The 20595-nt window shown below is 71.6% G+C and carries 17 protein-coding genes and 1 pseudogene; 11 read left to right on the forward strand and 7 right to left on the reverse strand.

Annotated elements, in window-relative coordinates:
- Positions 1-44 precede the first annotated feature (44 nt).
- The 5 genes from CRV15_RS30255 to CRV15_RS30275 all read left to right on the forward strand — a co-directional run bounded on the left by CRV15_RS30255 (position 45) and on the right by CRV15_RS30275 (position 7711).
- Positions 45-509, forward strand: coding sequence for an NUDIX hydrolase (locus tag CRV15_RS30255; RefSeq protein WP_003963101.1), 465 nt, complete (start codon positions 45-47; stop codon positions 507-509).
- Between the two features lie 340 nt (positions 510-849).
- Positions 850-1638, forward strand: a complete 789-nt coding sequence (locus CRV15_RS30260; RefSeq protein WP_170220923.1) for a Scr1 family TA system antitoxin-like transcriptional regulator — start codon at positions 850-852, stop codon at positions 1636-1638.
- 168 nt (positions 1639-1806) lie between these two features.
- Entirely contained in the window at positions 1807-2772 is a 966-nt protein-coding gene (locus CRV15_RS30265; RefSeq protein ID WP_003954304.1) for an endonuclease/exonuclease/phosphatase family protein, read from the forward strand.
- Between the two features lie 193 nt (positions 2773-2965).
- Complete coding sequence (locus CRV15_RS36395) at positions 2966-4738, forward strand: hypothetical protein (protein WP_003963103.1); 1773 nt, start codon at positions 2966-2968, stop codon at positions 4736-4738.
- Between the two features lie 207 nt (positions 4739-4945).
- On the forward strand, positions 4946-7711 hold the full coding sequence (locus CRV15_RS30275) for a DEAD/DEAH box helicase (protein WP_003954306.1): 2766 nt from the start codon (positions 4946-4948) through the stop codon (positions 7709-7711).
- A gap of 474 nt (positions 7712-8185) precedes the next feature.
- Here the strand turns inward: CRV15_RS30275 and pip are convergent, their stop codons facing one another.
- Positions 8186-9148, reverse strand: a complete 963-nt coding sequence (gene pip, locus CRV15_RS30280) for a prolyl aminopeptidase (RefSeq protein ID WP_003954307.1) — start codon at positions 9146-9148, stop codon at positions 8186-8188.
- 261 nt (positions 9149-9409) lie between these two features.
- Positions 9410-10528 carry a hypothetical protein gene (locus tag CRV15_RS30285; RefSeq protein WP_003954309.1) on the reverse strand — a complete coding sequence of 373 codons (1119 nt, stop codon included), beginning with the start codon at positions 10526-10528 and terminating at the stop codon, positions 9410-9412.
- Between the two features lie 859 nt (positions 10529-11387).
- On the opposite strand from CRV15_RS30285, the gene CRV15_RS30290 reads away from it, so the two are divergent.
- From CRV15_RS30290 to CRV15_RS30310, 6 genes and pseudogenes are all read left to right on the forward strand, one after another.
- Complete coding sequence (locus tag CRV15_RS30290) at positions 11388-12323, forward strand: MFS transporter (protein ID WP_003954310.1); 936 nt, start codon at positions 11388-11390, stop codon at positions 12321-12323.
- Positions 12320-12790, forward strand: coding sequence for an NUDIX hydrolase (locus CRV15_RS30295; RefSeq protein WP_003963105.1), 471 nt, complete (start codon positions 12320-12322; stop codon positions 12788-12790). Before CRV15_RS30290 ends, CRV15_RS30295 begins: the two co-directional genes overlap by 4 nt.
- 37 nt (positions 12791-12827) lie before the next feature.
- Complete coding sequence (locus CRV15_RS37540; protein WP_003963106.1) at positions 12828-13886, forward strand: bifunctional class I SAM-dependent methyltransferase/NUDIX hydrolase; 1059 nt, start codon at positions 12828-12830, stop codon at positions 13884-13886.
- Positions 13883-14437 carry an AAA family ATPase gene (locus CRV15_RS30305; protein ID WP_003963107.1) on the forward strand — a complete coding sequence of 185 codons (555 nt, stop codon included), beginning with the start codon at positions 13883-13885 and terminating at the stop codon, positions 14435-14437. Before CRV15_RS37540 ends, CRV15_RS30305 begins: the two co-directional genes overlap by 4 nt.
- Before the next feature lie 72 nt (positions 14438-14509).
- Positions 14510-14572: pseudogene (locus CRV15_RS37795) on the forward strand (PIG-L deacetylase family protein); the annotation flags it as partial.
- 88 nt (positions 14573-14660) lie between these two features.
- Entirely contained in the window at positions 14661-15308 is a 648-nt protein-coding gene (locus tag CRV15_RS30310; RefSeq protein WP_009999115.1) for a PIG-L deacetylase family protein, read from the forward strand.
- 642 nt (positions 15309-15950) lie between these two features.
- Here the strand turns inward: CRV15_RS30310 and CRV15_RS30315 are convergent.
- The 5 genes from CRV15_RS30315 to CRV15_RS30335 form a co-directional block, all read right to left on the reverse strand.
- On the reverse strand, positions 15951-16757 hold the full coding sequence (locus CRV15_RS30315) for a hypothetical protein (RefSeq protein WP_009999116.1): 807 nt from the start codon (positions 16755-16757) through the stop codon (positions 15951-15953).
- A gap of 369 nt (positions 16758-17126) precedes the next feature.
- The gene (locus CRV15_RS30320; RefSeq protein WP_003954316.1) at positions 17127-17918 is read right to left on the reverse strand and encodes a phosphotransferase family protein; all 792 of its coding nucleotides are present in this window, start codon (positions 17916-17918) and stop codon (positions 17127-17129) included.
- Between the two features lie 56 nt (positions 17919-17974).
- The gene (locus CRV15_RS30325; RefSeq protein WP_003954317.1) at positions 17975-18721 is read right to left on the reverse strand and encodes an AAA family ATPase; all 747 of its coding nucleotides are present in this window, start codon (positions 18719-18721) and stop codon (positions 17975-17977) included.
- 7 nt (positions 18722-18728) lie between these two features.
- Positions 18729-19655, reverse strand: a complete 927-nt coding sequence (locus tag CRV15_RS30330; RefSeq protein WP_230864323.1) for a radical SAM/SPASM domain-containing protein — start codon at positions 19653-19655, stop codon at positions 18729-18731.
- On the reverse strand, positions 19637-19984 hold the full coding sequence (locus CRV15_RS30335) for a YbbN family protein (RefSeq protein ID WP_009999118.1): 348 nt from the start codon (positions 19982-19984) through the stop codon (positions 19637-19639). The genes CRV15_RS30330 and CRV15_RS30335 overlap by 19 nt, the downstream gene beginning before the upstream one ends.
- Positions 19985-20595: the final 611 nt, after the last annotated feature.

Consider the following 20595-nt stretch of genomic DNA (forward strand, 5'->3'; position numbering starts at 1 on the left):
CGACCCTGGCCGGTTGATCCCGGCAGACCGCGAGGTACCCCTTCATGCTCCGTACCGCCCCCTCGGCCGCCGTGCACCCGGCAGCCGGGTTCACCGCCTCTCACAGATCTCCCGGCCGCGTCACCGCGGTCATCACCCGGCCCGGCCGCGGGGAGGTCCTGCTGGTCGCCCGCCGCGGCCCCGGAGGCGCACTGCGCTGGCAGCTCCCCACCAGCGGCATCCGCTCGGGGGAGACCGCGGCCGCCGCCGCGCGCCGCGCCGCCCTGGACGACACCGGGGTCCGCGTCGACCCCGATGTCCGGCTGGAGCACACCGGGGCCCGGGCCGAATGCCGCCAGATCCACATGGTGTGCACCGTGACAGCCGGAGTCGCGTACGTGCCCCCCGGCCGGGGCATCGCCGACGTCGCCTGGGTCTCCCCCACCGCACTGACCGCCTACCTCCCCAGGCTCTGCGCATCCCTTCACCGCCTCCTCAACCCCAGACCCGTGCCCGGTCTCACGCCGTAACCCGCCAACCCCGACCCCGGCCCCGGCGCAGCCGACGTCCCCGTCCGGCACGCGCTCCCCCCTGCTGCTCCGGCCGCACGGCCCTCGCTCCCCTTTCTTCCTCGCCTTGTTCGTCTTCCGCTCGTTGCACCAGTTGAGAGGCGTTCTTTCCGTGTCTGTCCGTCCGGGTCCGGCCCCTGTCCTGCCGCACCCCGCCTGTCCTGCCCGGTCCGCTGGTCCGTCCGGTGATCCGCCCTTACCGTCCGCGCCGTCCGTGCCGCTCGTCGGTCTGCCCGGCCGTGCCGTGCCACCGCCGCTGCTCGCGGCCGGGACCGGGTGCCCGGTTCCGGCCGGGCGTCTCGTGACGGCCACGTATCTCACCGCGCTGCGCCGGCGCCGCGGCCTGCGGGTGGAGGACGTATGCCAGGCCATCGGCCTGCGAACGGGCCATATCGAGGCGATCGAGGCCGCGCAGACGCGCCTGGACCCGATCACGGCGCAGCGCCTGATGGGCCTCTACCGGCTCCCCGATCCCGCGGAGCGGGCGAGTGTGCTCGTTCGTCTGAGTGGTGAGCCGGGCGGGGACGTGGTCCGTGACGAGGACGCCCGGTGGCCGGAGCGGCTCGCCGCCATCGAGGCCGCCGCCGGGCGGATCACCGTCTGCTCCGGCCGACACATCCCCCCGCTCCTGCGCAGCCCCCTCTGTACCCACGTCCTGGCCCGCACCGGCACCACCGAGCACCCGCAGGCAGCAACCCGCCCCCTGACCGACGGTCACGCCCGGGTGACGGCGGTGCTGTGCGGGTCCGTCCTGACACGCGGGCTGCCGGGTGCGGCGGGACATGCCGTGATGGCACAGCAGCTGCAGCACCTGATCGACCTGACGGAGTCGGGCCGGGCGGAGATCCGGATCGTTCCCCAGCGCCGTCTGCTCGCGCTGCCGTACGGCAGCCTCACCGAGATCGGCGGGGACCGGACCCTGTATGCCGAGGAGACCACCATCGGGGTCGTCTACTCGGCCGGCCCCGGAAGCCGTCACGCCCGGCAGACCATCAGCACCGCGCTCCGCCACGCCTGCAGCATCAGCGAGAGCCTCACGCTGCTGGAACAGGCCCGCACACGGAACGCCTCCTCCCTTTCTTCTCCGTGATGGCCGCACCCGCACCAGGCCCCCGTCTCGCCCCGGCTCCAAGGCCCCGCGCCCCCCAGGGGGTGGGCCGCAGGCCGCCCCGGCGGGTCTTCCCCGGCCGGGCATCCGTCACCGCTTCATCTCCCAGCCACAACGCCTCCATCACTCTCATCGATCGGAGAAACCCCTGTGCCCGGTACACCGCCCGACCAGATCCGCGTGATCTTCTCGAACTTCGAACTCGACGGACGCGGCGACGAGCAGAAGCTGGCGGCCTTCTACAGGCTGCTGAGGGCACACGATCCGCATCTGGTGGGAAGGGCCGAGTTCCTGGCCGGACCGGGCAACGGCCAGAGGCGGCTGCTGGACGCCGAGGCCGCGCTCACGCCCGAGGGTCGGCCGTGGCTGCGCCTGCGGGGTTTCATCGGCGCCCAGGCCGTCGGCGAGTTCCGTACCGCCGCGTTCGTCCGCACCGACGTCTTCACCCCGGTGAGCGCCGGAAGTATCGGCGACCCGACAGGGTGCCCTCCCACCTGCGTCACCCTGCGCCTCACGCCGTACCCCGGGGACCCGGACTGCTTCCGGGAGTTGACGTTCACCGCCGCCCACCACAGCTACGCCTCCCCGCCCGCACGCGCCCTCGAAGCCCAGGAACTCACGAGGCTCGCGGACCGGCGCGACCCCAGGGACCGCACCGCCCGCTACCCCAACGGCCGCCCCCGCGAAGCCCTCCTCACCCTCGACACCAACTCCTACCCCGAACCCGGCCTGCCCGGCGACGTCCCGATCCCCCGCCCCGCCGACATCCAGGACCGCACCCACCTCACCCACCGCTTCACCCCGACCGGGACCGGCGAGTGGGTGCCCGACACCACCAGCGACCGCACCCTGCGCGCGGCCGGCCTGCAGGATGTCGCCCGCCACCTCACCGAGAACGGCCGCACCGGTGTCCTGGCCCCCACCACCCCCGGCTACGCCGACCAGGGCGGGGAGCGGCGCGCGTGCCGGATCGACCGCGCCTACGCCTCCGACGGCATCCTCACAGCGGTGGAGGATTTCACCGTTGTCGACTGCGCCGGGCTGAGCGACCACCACGCCCTGCTGATCACCCTCTCCCGCCGCAGGCTCGCCGAGACCCTGTCCCTGACCGCATGACTTCCGCGCGCTCTTCCGGCACCGGGCGCGAAGGTGAGACGGCTCCGGCCGTCACGGCACACCGCCCTGCTCACGGGGCCCGCCGGCCGTACTCGTTCCTGGCCAGCCCCCAGGCGACCCCCAGCCCGCCGCTGCCCCCTGTCAGAGGCCGGACCCGTGTACCGGGCCCCCGTCACCGAGAGAAGACCACGCCATGACCCCTGTCACCACCGCGGACATCGACGCCGCCTGTGCCCGTCTCAAGCCTGCCGCGCGGGAGGTGTACCGGCTGCTGGGACGCGGACCGGCCCGCAGCATCACACCCGCCCTGACGGCCGCGGCCTGCGCGATGGAGCCCGGTACGGCCGCGCAGCATCTGGAGGAACTCGCACAGGCCCGCCTCCTCACCACCGCCTCTCCCGACAGGGCACTCGTGCCGTGCTACCGGTTCCCGCAGGCCGCGCGCCTCCACGCCCGGCAACTCCCCGCCGCTGACGAGCGGGTGTGCTCGGTGGCCCTGGAGCGGCTCGCGGACTGGACGCTGGCGTGCGCACGCGCTGCCCAGGATCTGCTCACCCCGGCGCAGGCCGCTCTCGCCCGGACCCTGCCCGTCCCTCCCGCGCCCCCGGTGCCGTTCACCGATGCCACCGGGGCTCTGGCGTGGCTGGAGGGCCAGCACGACAATCTCCTGCCGCTCCTCGACGCCCTGACCGGACACGAGAAGCACACCATGGTCTGGCGCCTCACGGACGCGTTCTGGCCGTACTTTCACCGGTGCCACCCCTACGAGCTGTGGACCGCCGCCCACACCCGTGCCCTGGTCGCCGTCTGCCGCACCGGCCATCCGGCCGCCGAACGGCAGATGCTGCTTGCCGGCGCCGCGGGGCACGCCGCCTCCGGCAACCACGGCGAGGCCGTCGACGGGTACACCCGCGCGCAGGCGGCCGCCCGCGCGGCCGGTGACCAGCGGGACGAGGGCCGGGCACTCCTCGGGCTCGGCACCGCCCGCCTCGACAGCGGCCACCCCGCCAAGGCCGCACCCCTGCTGCGCAAGGCCATCGTGCGCTGGACCCAGTGCGGTCACGAGCGCGGCGTGTCGCTGGCGCTGACCGCGCTGGCCGGGTGCTCCCTCCCCCAGGACCCCGAGCAGGCCATCCGCCACCTGACCCGGGCACACGAGACCCTCACCGCCGAGGAAGACTCCCACCATGCTGCCTGTGCTCTCGCGCTGCGCGGCCATGCCCGTTCCCTGGCCGGATACCACCGCCAGGCTCTGGAGGATCTCTCCCGGGCCCGGGACGTCCTCAACCACGGCGGTGGCGGTCCGCTGGAAAAGGCCCGGGCCCTGGAGTTCACCGCCGCGACACACACCCGGCGCGGCGACGCCCCCGCCATCGCACGGCCCTGGTACGAGCGGGCCGCGGCCGTCTACGACCGCTTCCGGCCCACCGAGGCCGCACACATCCGCCACCAGGCCGGCCTCCCCGAACCCGCCCCGGACACCACCAGTGTTCCTCCCGGCGACCGGCCCCAGCGCGCCGGGACGCGGGAGACAGCGGGCCCGGCCGGGCAGAAGGAAACAGCACCCGCCGGCCGCCCGCACCATACCTCTTCCCGATTTGACGAGGATCTCGAGTTGCGGCTCGTGTCCGGTCCGCCGCGCTACGCCAGGAGCACGGACAGGCCGGTGAAATATCTGATCGTCGTCTGCGAGCACGGGGACGTCATCGGTTACCTGTGGGCGAACGACGAGGACCGTGCCGCGGGCTGGTGCCGCCGGGAATCGCAGGGAGGGCACGCGTTCAACCTGGGACAGCGGTGGGTCGCAGCCCTCCGTAACGCGAAACGCCGGGGCCTGACACCGGTGCAAGCCCTGGAGGAGATTCTGGACACGTCCGATGCCCGGCTGCCGAGTCACATCGCTTGCCCGTCCTTTCTGGACGCCCCCGATCTGCAGGCTCTGAAGGACCTGGCGGCCCGTACGTAGAACAGCCCTCGGATGAAAGCCCCTTACGGCCCCCGCGCCGGGGCTGTTTCGGACCGGGTGCCAGTCACCGGTCACGGCACTCACGCGCGCCGCCCGGGCGGACGCTGAACGCTCTTCCCCGGCCCATCGCCCGGGGAACGGGCGGACAGGAACAGCACCCCGCATGACTCCTCCTGCACCGGACATCAGAAAGCGGAGAAAGCGAACGTGGTTGTGACAGCAAAGCCCTTGTGGCCGCACCAGCGCGAGGCGTTGAAGGATCTCGGGGCGGCGCTCGCCTCTGAGAGCCGTGCCACCAACGTGATGGCGTGCGGGACGGGGAAGACCCGGGTGGGGGCCGAAGTGGCCCGGCTCGTGTCGCCGGACGGGCCGGTGCTGATCGTGGTCCCCACCCTCGATCTGGTCGCCCAGACCCTCACCGCCTGGCGGGAGGGCGTCGGACGCGAGGCTCTGGGCCGGGTCGTCGCCGTCTGCGGCGACAAGGAGGTCATGGACCGGGACGTGTCCGACGACCTCGGCCGTCACCAGGTCACCGTCGTCTCGGACCCCGGCCACCTCGCCGGCATCCTGCGCACAGACCACGGGCGCCTCACGGTGGCGATCACGTATCAGAGTCTGCCCAAGCTGGTCGCGGCGCACGAGGTCCGCGGAGTGCGGCCGTGGGGGCTGATCGTCGTCGACGAGGCGCACCGTTCGGCGGGGCGCGGGGGCCGGCAGTGGTCGGTGGTCCATGACGATGTGCGGGTGCCCGCGGTCAGGCGTCTGTACATGACCGCGACGCCGCGGCTGGTGCGTGCGGGGGACGGGGACGCGTCCGAGGTGGTCAGCATGGACGATGAGAAGGTCTTCGGCCGTGTGGCGCACCGGCTGAGTTTCGCGCGGGCCCGGGAGCGGGGGCTGCTGGCCGGTTACCGGGTGGTGGTCTGTGTGGTCACGGACGGGGAGATGCACCGTCTCGCCACGGAGTCCGACGGTGACGGCCGTACGTTTTTGCAGGTCGGGTCGACCGCGGTGGCCGCGTCCATGCTGGCGCGTCAGGTCGCGGTCCTGCGGGCGGCCGACACCTATGGGGTGGGGCGGATGCTGACCTATCACCGCACGGTCTCTGATGCGCGCTGGTTCTCCCGGACACTGCCCCGTACCGGTGAACTGCTGGGACAGCCGGCCGGTCTGACCACAGGCTTCGTGCACGGGTCCCAGCCGCGGGCGCAGCGGCGCGCGGAGTTGGCGAAGCTGGTGGACGGCAGTCTGGGGCGGGTGGTGGTCTCCAATGCGCGGGTGTTGTCGGAGGGGTATGACGCTCCGGCGGTGGATGCGGTGGCGTTCATCGATGCGCGGAAGTCGGCGATCGATACGGTGCAGGCGGTCGGGCGGGCGCTGCGGCTGGGCGGGAGGCGGGACAAGATGGCGCATATTTTTGTTCCGGTGGTGTTGGAGCCCGGTCAGGACCCTGTGGGTGCTTTGCAGGGTTCCGCGTACGGTCCGGTGTGGCAGGTGGTGAGTGCTCTGGCCGCTCATGACGAGGCTCTGGGGGCGGAGCTGGATGCCCGGCGGCATGATCTGGGCCGGTACCGTTCCCCGGGACGGGAGGGTTCGCTACGGGAGTTGCCGGGGTGGCTGCGGTTCAACGGTGTTCCCGTGCCGCCGCGGTTCGCGGAGGCGATCACGGTGGCGACGGTCCGTTCCACCACATCCTCGTGGGAAGAGAATCTCGGTGCCGCGGCCGGCTACGCGGAGGAGCACGGTGATCTGCTGGTGCGGAAGGATTTCGTCACCGTGTCGGGACTGGCGCTCGGGCAGTGGATCCGCTGGGTCCGCCAGCTCCACAGCGACGGCAAACTCTCGCAGGCGCGGCGTGCCCGGCTGGATGAGCTGGGGATGGTGTGGGACGTTCTGGATGAGAACTTCAGCCGCTGTCTCGAAGCCGCCGCGGCCTACCGTGCCGAGCACGGCCATTTGCGCGTTCCGCGCGGCTATACCGTTCCCGGCCCCGGTGGGTTTGCGCTCGGTGCGTGGATCGCGAATGTCCGGTCCCGCAGGGACCGGCTGTCCGCCGGGCAGCGGGAGGCGCTGGACGCGTTGGGCATGGTCTGGGCGGTGTTCGCCCAGGACTGGGAACAGGGCGTGGAGGCGGCACGGGCCTACCGTCAGCGGGAGGGCCACCTCCGTGTCCCTCCCGGCCACACCGAAGCAGACGGCAGGGGTTCGGAGGGGTTCGCCCTGGGGCTGTGGCTGGCCCGCAAACGCGACCAGCGCAAACATCTGACCGCGGACAGGACCGCCGAACTCGACGCGCTGGGGATGGTCTGGAACCCGTGGGAGGACACCTGGCGCCGCTATTTCGAAGCGGCACGCGCCCATCACGCCCGCCACGGCCACCTCGATCTGCCGAAACGGCAGACCGTACGGCTCGCGGACGGCGTGGAGGCCGACCTGGGCAGCTGGCTGTCCCGGCAGCGTGCCGAGATGAAGGCCGGTACCCTCAGCGCCGAACGTACCGCGGCACTCGACGCTCTGGGCGTGAACCTGACGGGAGCCCATGAACGGTTCTGGCAGACGGGCATCACCGCCGCCCGTGCCTTCCACGCTGAATTCGGCCATCTGAACGTTCCCGCGAGCCACACCACGCACAGTCCCGGCGGGGAGAAGGTCAGCCTGGGGAAATGGCTCTCGAAGGTCCGCGACCGCCACAGCCGCGGGCAGCTGACCGGCGAGAGGATCTCAGAACTCGACGCCCTGGACATGGTCTGGGACGTCCACGAAGTGACCTGGCAGGAGTACTACACCGCCGCCCAGCGATACTACCGCACACACCACCATCTGCGGATCCCCGTCAAGTACGTCACCGGCGCCCCGGAAGAACTGCGCCTCGGTAACTGGATCAGCCGCCAGCGGGCCGACTTCAGAGCGGGAAAGCTCTCGGTGCAGCGCATCAAGGCCCTCACCGGCATCGGCATGCGATGGCCCACCTGACCCACCGGCCCCGCCCACCCCCACAGTGGTGCCGAGGACACCCAGGCCAGCCGCCCTCCCGTACACCACATCACGCCCCCGGGACACTGAGACACGAGCACCGTCAACGCCCCCTCCCGGGGGCATCCTTCCCCGGCGGTACCGGCGCCACCCCGCCACCAGCCCCGCCGACGGCCCGGCTGTCCCCCGGGCGCCGTTGTGACCGAGCATCGTAGTTGGCGGATCACCTCCGCATCAGGCACAGCTCACAGGTATGCGGAGGAAGCTAGTTGGCGGATCTTGAGAGCGATAGCTGGCGGATCACGCCGAGGCAAGGATACAGCGGCAGTTCATCGCCGCAGGTGAGGCCTTTGGCCGCCGGTCGAACGTCATGATCCGCCACACGGCGTGCTTGGCCAGCCGGACGACATGGGTATGTCAGCGGTCGGCGACACGTGAGGTGTCAGTGACTCTGGATCGGCGGGCGGTCTGGACTCATCTCTGGTGAGCGAATCTGTCGAGGGCCTTGAGTACATGGGCGCGGGTCGTGTCGCTGCCCAGGTGGCCCGCGTTGTCGACGACGGTCAGCTCGGCATCGGGCCAGGCGCGGGCGAGTTCCCATGCGGTATCGAGTGGGCCGGCCAGGTCGAGCCTGCCGTGGACCAGCACGCCCGGGATGCCGGCCAGGCGGTGCGCATCGCGCAGGAGTGCGCCTTCCTCCAGCCACGCTCCGTGGGCGAAGTAGTGCGAGCAGATGCGGACCAGGGCCAGTTGCGCGACCGGCGGGCGGTCACCGTACGGGTTGGAGGCGCCGTTCGTTTCCCCGGACAGGACCGCGTCCTCCCAGGCGCACCAGTCGGCCGTGGCCTTCTCCCGTACCGCGGGGTCCGGATGCTCCATCAAGCGTGCGTAGGCCGCGACGATGGCACCGTCTCGTGGTGTACTGCCGGCTCCTTCGAGGAAGCGTTCCCACTGCTCGGGGAAGAACCGCCCCGCACCCCGGTAGAGCCAGTCGATCTCGGAGCGCCGGGTGGTCGTGACGGCGGCGATGACGATCTCCGACACCCGCTCCGGGTACGTCTCGGCATAGGCCAGGATCAGCGTGGAGCCCCACGAGCCCCCGTAGAGCAGCCAGCGGTCGATACCCAGGTGATCGCGGAGCCGCTCCATGTCGGCGATCAGGTGCTGGGTGGTGTTGTGGCGCATATCGGTCGTGGGTTCGCTTGCGTGGGGAATACTGCGGCCGCAGCCGCGCTGGTCGAACAGGACGACCCGGTAGCGGTCCGGGTCGAAGATCTGGCGTGCCCCGGTCCCGCATCCGGATCCCGGCCCGCCGTGGACGACGAGTGCCGGCTTGCCGTCCGGGTTGCCGCAGGCCTCCCAGTACACAAGGTTGCCGTCGCCGACGTCGAGCATCCCCTTCTCGTACGGCTCGACCGGCGGGTACAGCTCGCCCATCTTCCAGACCTCCTGACAACCAAATGCAACATGAACAAGGCTTGTAGTAGACAACATGGATGAGGTGACGCCGTCGGCGACTCTGACATCTGACCGATCAGCGGGCTGGGTTCGCGGCTGGTCACTAGACGGTTGTCCCGGGCGGTAATCACGATGTGTGACTGATGGTCGCGATGACCTGTCTGGCGTGGCCTTCGAGGGCCGTGCAGAGCCAGGAGGCGGGGACGGGCGGTTCTTTCGATTCCCAGCGCCTGAGCTTCGTCAGGTGCGGCATGTCCAGCGAGAGCGTTCGGTCGTGGGGCCGCATCGGTGGCTGGAAGACTGGTGCGAGGGCGAACTCGCTTCCCGTGATGTAGCTCCAGACGAAAGCGGATGCGCACTCTCGGGTGTGCTCGTTCGGCTTCCGGCCTCGGCCTGGAGGACGTTGTCGGCAGAGCTCGTCCCATGTCCTGTCGTCGATGGACCAGCGGGAGAACTGCATGCGGCGGGCCCGGTAATCGGCCTTCTCCTGGCCAAGGACGTGCTGCGCCAAGAGTCGCAGCGTGGCCGGCAAGTCTCCGTTCTTGAGGTCGCGACGGGGATCCAGCGCAAGGGACTGCCCAGATCAACGCCAAGCTCGCGCTGCCAGAGCAGCCTGACGATGTTGGCCCGTCCGACGGAAGGCACGCTGGTCGCGTCCGCCAGCGCGGAGAACGTCATCACGCGCCCCTCCCGGCCGCCGATGATCGTCAGCAACTGGTCCCGCATGCCCAGCAGATCCCTCACCGGCCGACGACGCGACGACAAGTGGTCAAGAACGCTCCAGACGTGCGGGCGCCAGCCCGCGATCACCGAGTACTGCCAGCCGCAAGCCGCCGCTATCTCCCTGGCCGCCGCGAACTTCAGCGCGTCCTCGTCCTTGATCAGTCCCATCGGGCGTACGTCCATCAGCCACATCCCGCCACCGATCACGGCCAAATAGTCCGGAATGCGCCAGGACGACCCGCCCCTGTGTCCGAAGTCCAGCCGGAACGGCTGCGACAGCACCTCCGACGCCCCCACGAAGTCCAGCGCGACCAGCAGCCGCACTTCCTCCAGCGACTCGAAACCGTGCCCCCTGCCCGTGGACGCCATCACCTCCAGCCCGGGCCGGTGCCGCTGCTTCGCCCGCCAGGTGAACCCCCGCATCGGCCGCGACGACAGCACCGGAACATGAGCCATGTCGCGGACCGGCCAGCAGACCTCACCGGCACCCACCCGCCACGCCGAACTCCACCGACAAATCCAGCCGTCCGCGAGATCAAGTTCATCCCGAAATACGGCATCCCCGCTGTACCCCGCGACCAGCTCGTCGAGGCGACTCGAGTCCGACCGGATCCTTGCCCTGGCTACCTCGCTCACTCACCCAGAGCATCACCACCCGCATCGCGACAAGGCCCGATCTTCGGAACTGACCACAACACAGCGCTACCGAAGCAAGATCCGCCAACTACTGCGCTCGTCCGCCAAGTAAAAATCTCGGTCGCAGCCGTGTCCGGGCACCCTCAGTGACCCGCACCGGCGCCCAGACAGGGTCCGGCCGAGCAACGTGTGTTCGAAACCGCCGGCTGTCTCGTTGTTCCGGGTGCGGCCCTCGCCAGGGGCGGCACCCTGTGCACCGGAGACCCTTTCCCTACGTGTCACCAGGCCGGATGAGGAGAAGCCCGTGAGGCCCACGACTATGACGAAGGGCGTGGCGACGCCACGATGCCACGTGGCCGTTCCGCCTGCGGGCGGATCAAGCAGTCTGCCCGCCGAGGAGGTGTCATGACCACGAACGGGGCGGGTCCGGCTGCCGGGTCGTCTGGACGGGCAACCGGTGACCTGCCCAGGCGGGCCGCAACACCCCCGGCAGCCCGCCCGGGCCGGGACCGCGCCCCGGGCCCGTCAGTGCACCAACCCCTGCCCCGTTCCGGAGGCCCCATGAACACCCCCGGCGACAGCCGCCCCACAACCGCCGTCTTCCCGCCGCCGGCCGGTACGCCCCCGTACGCGGGGCCGGTGGCGGGCGGGACACGAATACGGGTGCCCCGTGAAGGGCCCGGGCGCCGGGCCCTCCACGCCGGGGCCCTCGCCGACCGGGTGCCGAAACGACGCCAGATGATCGCCGGGGACCTGGCCTGCGCCACCGCCCTGGCCTGCGTCCCGGCCGCCGCCGCGACCGGCACGCTGACCCTGCCGCTGCTCATGACGGTCGCCGCGGTCCAGGGCGCCGGGGCAGGTGGTCCACGACGCGGCGGCCATCAGCTACCTGCCGGAGCTGGTCGACCGGTCGCTCCTGCAGCAGGGGAACGCGAGGATCGGCGGAGTGTTCGCCGTCGCGGGCGCGACCGGGAACCACCTCGGCGCCGCACTCGCCGCCCTGACCGGCCCGGCCCGCGCGCTGACCGGCGACGCCCTGTCCTACCTCGTCAGCATCTGGTGCACCACCCGCATCCACACCCCCGGCCCGCCGCCCCTGCCCGCCCCGGTGCGGGAGCCGCTGGGCGGGCAGATCCGCGACGGACTGCGCTACGTCGCCCGGCACCCCACCCTCGCCACCCTCACCCTCGTCAACGCGACGATCGCCGTCGGCGTCGGCGTCGGCGTCCTGGTCACCCTGTGGCCGCTGTACGCGCTGCGCACCCTCGCCATGCCCGGCACGGTCTTCGGGATGATCCTGGGCGCCGGGGCGCTCGGCGCCGCGACCGGCGCGCTGCTCGCCCCACGCCTCGCCCGCCGCTACGGGCCGGGGCCGATGATGCTCGCGGCCCTCGCGCTCACCCTCCTCACCCAGATCCCCCTGCTGTTCGCCGGGCCCGGCGCCCCCTGGCAGACCGCCCTCGGCGCCGCCCAGTTCGTCCACATGGCGTGCGCGGGCGCCGCCGGGGTCACCCAGAGGACGGTCCGTCAGCTGGTGGCGGAGCCCGCGATGCAGGCCCGCATGCAGGCCGTCTCCACCTGGCTGTGCGCCGTCGCCCGACCGCTCGCCGTCCCCTTCCTTGCCCTCGCGCGTTCCCCGCTGCGCGGCCTGCGCCGAATGCCGCCCGCCTCCGGCCCGGCCGACACCCCTTCCGCCCCTGGGGGTGAGCGTGCCGGTGCCGCTGTCCCGCCGCCGGCCGCAGAGCCGGACGGTGCCGCCCCGTCCGGTACCGGACCGGAAGGCGGCGCACGGTGAGCGCCGCGCCCGCCGTGGTCGGCGGCCACCTCTACCTGGAGCGCGACGGCCTGGCCCTCCTGGGACGGCGCCATCCGGACGTCGTGTTCGGCGGAGGGCTGTGGCACACCCTCGCCGGCCACACCGAGCCCGGGGAGTCGGTGAGGGCCTGCGTCGTGCGCGAGGCCCGCGAGGAAGCCGGACTCGTCCTCGACCCCGCCGATCTCCACCTCGTGCACACCGTCCACATGCCCGGCGCCGGTCCGGGCGCGGCGCCCAGGCTCCAGCTCTTCTTCACCGCCGCCCGGTGGGCCGGGGAGCCGCGGGTCCTGGAGCCGGAGTGCTGCACGGGATGGGAGTGGTGGCCGCGCGAAGCGCTCCCCGCCGGCACCGTCCCCTACACCCGCGCCGCGATCGACGCCATCACCCACAGCCCCCCGTACACGGAACTCGGCTGGGACTACCCCGTTCCCGGCCGGACCGCCTGAACCCCACACCCGCCACACCGACCACGAGGAGAGCGCCATGGGCTACGTCACGCAGACCGCATGGGAAGAACACTTCGCCCAGGGCAAGGGCTTCCGCCCGCTCGGAGACGGTGAACGGGCCCTGCTGGCAGGGCATGTCCCGGTGCCGGAGGGGGGTGGGCGGGCGCTGGACGTCGGCGCCGGGACCGGGGAGCTGGCCGCGCATCTCGCCGCCACCGGCTACCGGGTGGACGCCGTCGACTACGCCGACGCCGCGCACGCGCGCGCCGAGGACGAGCACCCCGGCGACGGCCGGGTGCGCCGGCTGACGCTGGACATCGAGCACGGCGACTGGTCCGAACTCGAACCCGCCTACGCCCTGATCACCCTGCGACTTGTGGTTGCGTTCATCGGGGACCGCACCCGGACCCTGCACGGGCTCGGGAAGCGTCTCGCGCCCGGGGGCGTGCTCGTCGTCATCACCCCGCTCGCCGCCGCCACCCGGCCCGAACAGCGGTCGATCGCGCTCGACGAGGACGAGATCACCCTGCTGGCGGAGGGCTGGGAGAGGGTGGAGCGGCTGGACGCGGACGGGCTGGTCATGCTGGTGCTGCGCGGGCCGCGTCACCGGCACACGCAGGCGGTGGAGCGGCGGGGGGTGGTCAGCGGTCCGGCGCTGGCCGCCGCGCTGGCGGTGGTGACCGACGGGGCGGGCCGGGTCCTGCTCGGCCGCTCGCGCCGGGGCATGTGGGAGGCCCCGTGCGGGAAGATCGACGGAGCGGAGGACTTCGCCGCCGCGGCCGTCCGTGAACTCGCGGAAGAGACGGGCCTCGTCGCGCGGGCCGCGGACACGGAAGTGATCGCGCCCCTGCACGACGCCTTCCAGGGGGTGCCCCGGCTCACCGTGGTGGTCCGGATCACCGCCTGGTCCGGGACCCTCACGAACCCCGAGCCGCACCTGTTCACCCGATGGGAATGGCACCATCCGGATAATCTGGCATGTATCGGGCAGGTGTTCACCCCGGCGCTGCACAGCCTCGACGCGGTCTGGCCCGGAATCGTCCCCAGCCTGCCGCCGGTGACCTCCTACCCGATCGCCACTGCGGAGTACGCGTGATCATCTGGATCAACGGCGCATTCGGCGCCGGGAAGAGCACCCTCGCCACCGGACTCATGGGCGCGCTGCCCGGTGCGGTGACCGCCGACCCCGAAGCCGTCGGCGACCTCCTGCGCACCACGCTGCGCGGCCACAACCGCGCCGCCCGCGACTACCAGGACCTGCCGCCCTGGCGGAGCCTCACCCTCGCGTTCGTCACCGCACTCGCCGACCACACCCGCGGCCCCGTCATCGTCCCGATGACCGTTCTCGACCCCGTGTACGCCACCGAGCTCTTCACCCCGCTGCACCGGCGCCCCGCGCCGTTCCACCACCTCGTCCTCCACACCGGGCCCGCCGAACTCCGCGCGCGCATCGAGGCCAGCCGGGAGTACCCCGGTGACCTGGTGCGCAGCGAGGCCGCCCGGGCGTTCCGGCGCCGTCGCGCCGGTGACTACCAGCAGGCCGCCGCCGGGTGGATGCACGCGCACGGGCACGTCATCGACACCAGTTTCCTCACCCCCGGGCAGACCCTCCAGGCCGCCCTCCACCACCTTCACACCACCGACTGACCGGTGCCGCCCCGTCGGCCCACCCCCACGCTCTCCGGAGAGGACCCCCTTGGCCATGACCGCCACCATCCCGTGTTCGCGCACCCCGACGACGAATCCCTCCTCGCCGGCGGCGTTCTCGCCCGGCACGCCGACCGCGGTGCGCGCACCGGCGTCGTCACCGCCACCTGGGCATCGGACAGCCCCCGCGCGGCCGAGCTCACCGACGCCCTCACCGTGCTCGGTGCCGGCCCGCCGCGGATGCTCGGCTACGGGACTCCCGCAACCCGGCCGCCGCCCCGGCCGGGTCCGGCTGGTCGACGCGCCGCTCGACGAAGTGATCGCCCGGCTCGTCGCCGAGATCCAGCAGTTCCAGCCTGACATCGTCATCGGGCACGACGCTCTGGGCCAGATGACCGGGCACGCGGACCACAGGCGCACCCACCAGGCGACCGTCCTCGCCGTCGAGGCCGCCGCACTCCCGGGTCTCCATCCGGAGGCCGGGGAGCCGTGGTCGGTGGGCGCGCTGTACGCGGCGACCCACCCGGACTCCGGTGTCAGCGACCTCGCGCCGCTGCTCGCCGGGGTGGACAAGAGCCTGCTGACGGTGCCCGACGCATACGTCACCGCCACGGTCGACGTGACGCAGTACCTCAACCGGAAGTGGGCGGCCATCTGCTCCCACCGGAGCCAGCTGGCCGGCGCGCGGGCGCTGCCGGCCCTGCTGTCCCGCCTGGACAGGCCGGTGCGGGCCCGGATCCTGGGGACCGAGTACTTCACCCCCGTGGGGCCAGTGCCCTTCCGGGACAGTGCGGGCGGGCCAGCCCTGTGCCCCGGAGCGGTCCGGGAGCCCGGGACGTACCCGGGGGTCCGCCGCGGTAAGTGGTCCTGACCATGCTGCCCGGTGCCGTGGAGCAGGGGCATCGCGTTCTTGAGGCAGTTCAGGACGGCGGTGGGGGTGCCGCCGTCGTAGCGGGCGTCGGCGTGGCGGGCGGTCTCGGCGGCCATGCAGAGCCGGTCCAGGTCGGTGCGGCCGACACGGCGCCCGGTGCGGCTCCGGGGTGGGGCGGGGTCTGCGGGGGTGGCAAGCCAGCGCAGGGCGGGGCCGGTGAAGGCACCGACCGCGAACGGAGTGTTCAGGAGAGTGCGGCGGTCCACGGTGCTCCAGTAGGAGGCGGCGGCATCGAGGGCGTGCTGGGGGGTCCCGGGGGAATTCAAGCCCCACCTCGGCGTGATCGGGGTCCGGCGCGCCCATGCCGATGCCGACCGGGGTGACCGGGCGGCCGAGTCGGCCGTGCCAGGGACGGGGATGTCGAGTTCCCCGACCATCTGCCCAACGCGCAGCAGCTCACCGCCTTCCTCAACCACAGGCAGCCCTGACCGGCCCTGCCCCTCTCCCGGACGGAGTTCACCACCGCACTTTCCCCGGCCGCCGTCCCGGACAGCCGACAGATGCGTAAGGGCCGGAGCGCAGGGCCGAATGGCCGGGACCGCAGGCCGGACACCGGGACAGGAGCCAGCCGTGTGGTGCGGGTCAGATGCCGGTGCCGGTAATGAACTGCCGGTCCGCGGCCGGGAGGTCGTCCTCCGTCAGGACAGCACCGGCCGGGGGATGGAACGCCTTCACCGGCTGCCCGTACCGGGAGAAGACAACACTGAAAGATTCCCCGCCGCCGGTCCCCTCCACCTTGTACACCACCGGTCCCGCCTCGGTGATGTAGATCCCGAAGTTCCCGTCCCCGTCGCGTTCGGTGAAGGCCAGGAGCCGCCGACCGTCCATGGTCACCTTTTCGGGCTCGGGATTCCCCTCCGCCGCGTCCTGCGGTTTCGGCACCGTGGCGGACAGGCCGCACAGCTGGATGCCCTTGCGGAAGGCGGGCGACGACCGCTTGCCCACGATCCAGCGGTCCGCGACCCTCGCCACATCCGACTCCGTCTCCCCCGGGCTGCGGCGGCGCTCCCGCGCGGCGGCCCTGATCTGTGCCTCGTCCATCTTCATATAGGCACTGCCGCCGCGGGTCCTGATCATCTGAAGGGTTCCCTGGCCCCCGTAGGCGATCTTGATCAGGTACTGCCCGTCCCGGGCCGCCCGTACCGTGCCGCGGAGCTTGTGTGTACCGGTGTCCATGGTGATGTCCATGGTGACCGACGGGGCCCGGTGGAAGGCCGTCAGCGCGGCGGTGACCGCAGTGCCCGGCTCTTCCCCGCCCGCCTTCTCCGCGTTTCCGCCCTGGTTCTCCTCCCGGCGTTCCTCCGGCTTCCCGGGGTCCGGGGTGTCCGCGCCGCACCCGGCGCTGCCGAGAGCAGCGACGGCGAGAACGGATACGAGAGCGCGGGACACACGCGGCACAACGGCAGACACAGAAGACCCCCCCAAGGGCATGAACGGACACAGGCAGGCAGCAGGCCCAGCAGGCCGGGGCCGACAGCCCCACCCCCCGACAGGGGCGGCACCGGAGACAGCCGGTGAAGATCTTCGCACCCGCCGCGCCCGGCCACGCCACCGCCCGCGCCGGTGAACCCGGCCCCCGAGCACGATGGAAGACGGCTGCCCGGACGGGTCCGCAGCCAGGGAACTCCGGACGGTGGGCGTCCCGGCAGCTCACCGCGGCCCGGCCCGGCGCACCCACCCGCCGTCGTTCAGCGCGGCCACGAGCCCAGCATCGACGCGCCCCGGCCAGACTTTCACATAACGAACTTACGCGATCTTTTAGACATACCCACGCAGAAGCCGCTGTGCGTGGTCCTTGAGCGGAGGGCCGAGGTGGGGGTGGTCGCCGAGTTGGGCCCGGTGGAGGAGACGGGCTGCAGCGTAGAGCTGGGCACGGTGGCCGTCCGGGGTGTCGAGGACGGGGAAGTGTTCGCGCACCCGCTGGGCGAGGGCCGGGTTGGTGAGGCTGTAGCAGTAGAGGGTGGCCGGGTCGGTGCCGGCCGGGCCCCGCCCCCAGAGTTCCCAGTCGAGGATGGTGAGAGGGCTGAGGAGGTTCGCCCAGTGCAGGTCGCCGTGGACCGTCTCCCACCGATCGATCCGGATCTCGACGTCCTCGCCGAAGGCGGCGCGGACCCGGTGGTCGATCTTGTCCTGATCGGTGCTGATCCGGTCGGTTGTGGTCGCGGCCAGATGCTGAAGCGCCTGGCGGAGGTCGGTCCACCAGGTGCTGGGCGGGTCGAGTCCGGGTGGTGCGGTGTCGGTGGGTGAGCAGGGCGTTCCAGGCATGAGGGTCATGACCTCGGCGCGTTGTCGGCGCCAGTCCGCTTCATCCCATTCGTAGATGCCGAGGACGTGGGGTTTGGGCAGTCCTTCCAGTGCGTTCGCGTCGGTGTTGCCCGTCCAGCCGTGTCCGTGTGCCCACTGGGTCTGCTCGGAGACGACGCGGAGCCAGCGGGGCCCGTCCGGGCTGTGAGTGGGAGCGCTGATCGAGCGGTCGCGCCAGCCGAAGCCCGGCTCGCCGGTGACGGTGAGGCCGAAGTGGGCGGCGGCGCGGTCGAGATTCTGGCGCATCCAGACGCGGAAGCGCCGGTCGGCTTCGGTGACGTCGTCGGGGCCCGGGGTGGTGGTCACGGGACGATGTGGCGGAGGTAGGCGTTGGGGTTGCCCAGGTAGCGGCGCCAGTGGTCGACCAGCTCCAGGTCCTCCCACGCGGTGCGGCGGAAGCCGTGGTCGCCGACCTCGATAACGTCCGCGCCAGGCGTGGCGGCCAGGATGGGCGAGTGTGTGGCGCAGACAACCTGGGCACTGCGCTCGCCGAGCTGGTGCATCAGCCCGACGAGCTGGAGGCACGCGGTGAACGACAGCGCGGCCTCGGGCTCGTCCATGACGTAGAAGCCGGGAGCGTCGAACATGGCCCGGAACATGGTGAGAAAGCCCTCGCCGTGGCTCATGGCGCTGGTGTCCTCGTCCCAGTACCCGGGGACGCCGCCGAGGTTCTCGGTCATGTCGAACGCGGTCTCGGCCCGGAGGAAGAAGCCCTTCTTGCTCCGGCGAGGGCCGGCGAGCATCCGGGCCCCGGCCCGGGTTGTGTCCGCGCGCAACACTTCACCCAGCGGGGTCCTCGTCGGATCGGGCCGCCCGTGGACCCGGGCCAGGCGCCCGCCGTACGCGTCCAGCTTGAAGCTCTCCGCGATGGCCTCGACCAGCGTGGACTTCCCCGAGCCGTTGTCCCCGACCAGGAACGTCACCGGCCGCATGAAGGTCAGCCCCTCGTTGAGGAGCTGCGCGACCGCAGGCACCGTGAACGGCCACCGAGCACGCTCAGCGCGGTCCGGGGCCAGCCCGTGCGGTACGAAGACCCGGTCGACAAACACGTTGCTCCTAGTCGTAGTTCGGCTGGCAGCCCCCTTTTGGCGTACAGGGACCCGCTCCGGTGGGCCAGCAGGAGGGGTTGCAGGCAGGTCCGCAGGCCGGCCCGCATTTCGGGTCGCACGGCGGCGGGGGCTTCGGTTTCCCGTCCGCCATGGTCACCTCGCGGGCGGCAAAGTCGGCCGCCAGCTCCTCCCGTACCCGCTGGGCTCCGGGGCTGGCCAGGATATCGGCCAGGGCGGTGTCCATCACGTTCCCGACGGGCAGCCAGCGGGAGAACACGCACGGCCACACCGAGCCGTCGGGGGACACGGCGATCACCCCGGAGACGCAGTGACCGCAGAGCTGGGAGGTGTCGGGCGTGCACTCACGTCCGCCTCGGCCGACCTGTCGCAGCCGGTCCGTGCCGATCTGCCGGACCCCGATCGTCTCCAGCTCCCGCTGGGCGGCGACGGTCCGCTGTCCTTCGCGTACGTCGATGACGCCCGCTCGCAGGGGGATCTCCCGGCGGACGGCCTCGGCGATGTTCGCCCGGGTCCGGGCGTGGCTCGGACGGCCGGTGACGGCGGCGTGCTCGGCCGGGTCATCCGAGTAGTAGCTGGTCGCCAGGGAGACCCCGTCCCGCTCCAGTACCGGCCAGAGCCCTTCGGGGACGTGGACGAGGTTGGAGAACACCTCCACCCGCAGCCCGCGGTCGAGCGCGTACCCGATCAGGCCGGGAAGGCCGGGGTGAAGCATGGGCTCGCCACCGATGAACTGCACCGCAGTGACGCCCTGGGCGGAGAGCTGCCCGATCACCCGGCGCCAGTCCTCCAGCCTCATACTCCCGTGGCTACCGTGAGGGCCGGAGTCGGCATAACAGTGCTCGCAGAGAAGTTGGCACTTCCCCGTGATCTCCAGCCAGGCGAACCGAATGTCACTCACTCGTTGCCTCCCCATGAAACAGACTGGGAACCGATCCACACCGGGCGATACCCCCGCGACAACCGGGCCATGCCGGTCTCGACCTGGCCACGACTACGGCTCAACCTGTCCGCCCGGCTCGGCCGGTCCGGCGGGAACCCAGCCGCCTCATCGCCGAGGCCGAGCTCCCCCCATCCTTCTTCACTGCCTCCGCCGCAACTCCGGGCCCTGATGCTCGCCGCCAACATGGACGTCACCCGGCACACGTCACTCCACTCGGCACGGAAGACGGCGAGGACCGGCCCGGCGGCCCTGACCACCTTCGCGTCGAAGTCCGCGTCGGTGACCTTCACGACCGTTCTCATGGGCATCACTCCTTCACGGTGAAACGGGCAGCGGCGGTCCGCCGATGCCGGGCGCGCGGGCCGCTGAGGCCGGACTTCCTACCCGATCACAATGAACGTGAACGCCCGGTCGTTCTGGTTGTTCTCGGCGTCTCCCGTGGCGACCTTGAACGATTCCTTCGTGATGCTGCGGATGACCGAGTTAGCCCGGATCTGGTAGCCCCGTAGAGAGTCGTGGTGGGCGCGGGCTGGTTCTCGAACTTCGCGTTGAAGGTGATGACGTACTCTCCCGCGCCGGTCTTCGTGACCGTGAATCCCGTTCCGGACGCGATGGTGCCGTCGCCGTTGACGGTTCCCCAAACCTGCATCGCCGCCATGACGGATCCTTCCGGTGGCGGAATTCGGCACCAAGGTGCCGCCCGATGACCGAGCCGCCCCTGGCGGCCGACAGATTCAGTGCAGCGGCATTCCCCCACTGTCCACGGCCCCGGGTTCCGGCATCCTCCGCGCCTGCCGGGTTCGAGTCATATACACCAGGCATCGTCACCCGCAGTGACGTTCACCCAGAACACCTCTGATCAGACTTCACCCGAAGAGGTAATACCGTCCCGTATAAACCAGCCCAATTCAGC

This window comes from Streptomyces clavuligerus (genome assembly GCF_005519465.1).
Lineage (GTDB): Bacteria > Actinomycetota > Actinomycetes > Streptomycetales > Streptomycetaceae > Streptomyces > Streptomyces clavuligerus.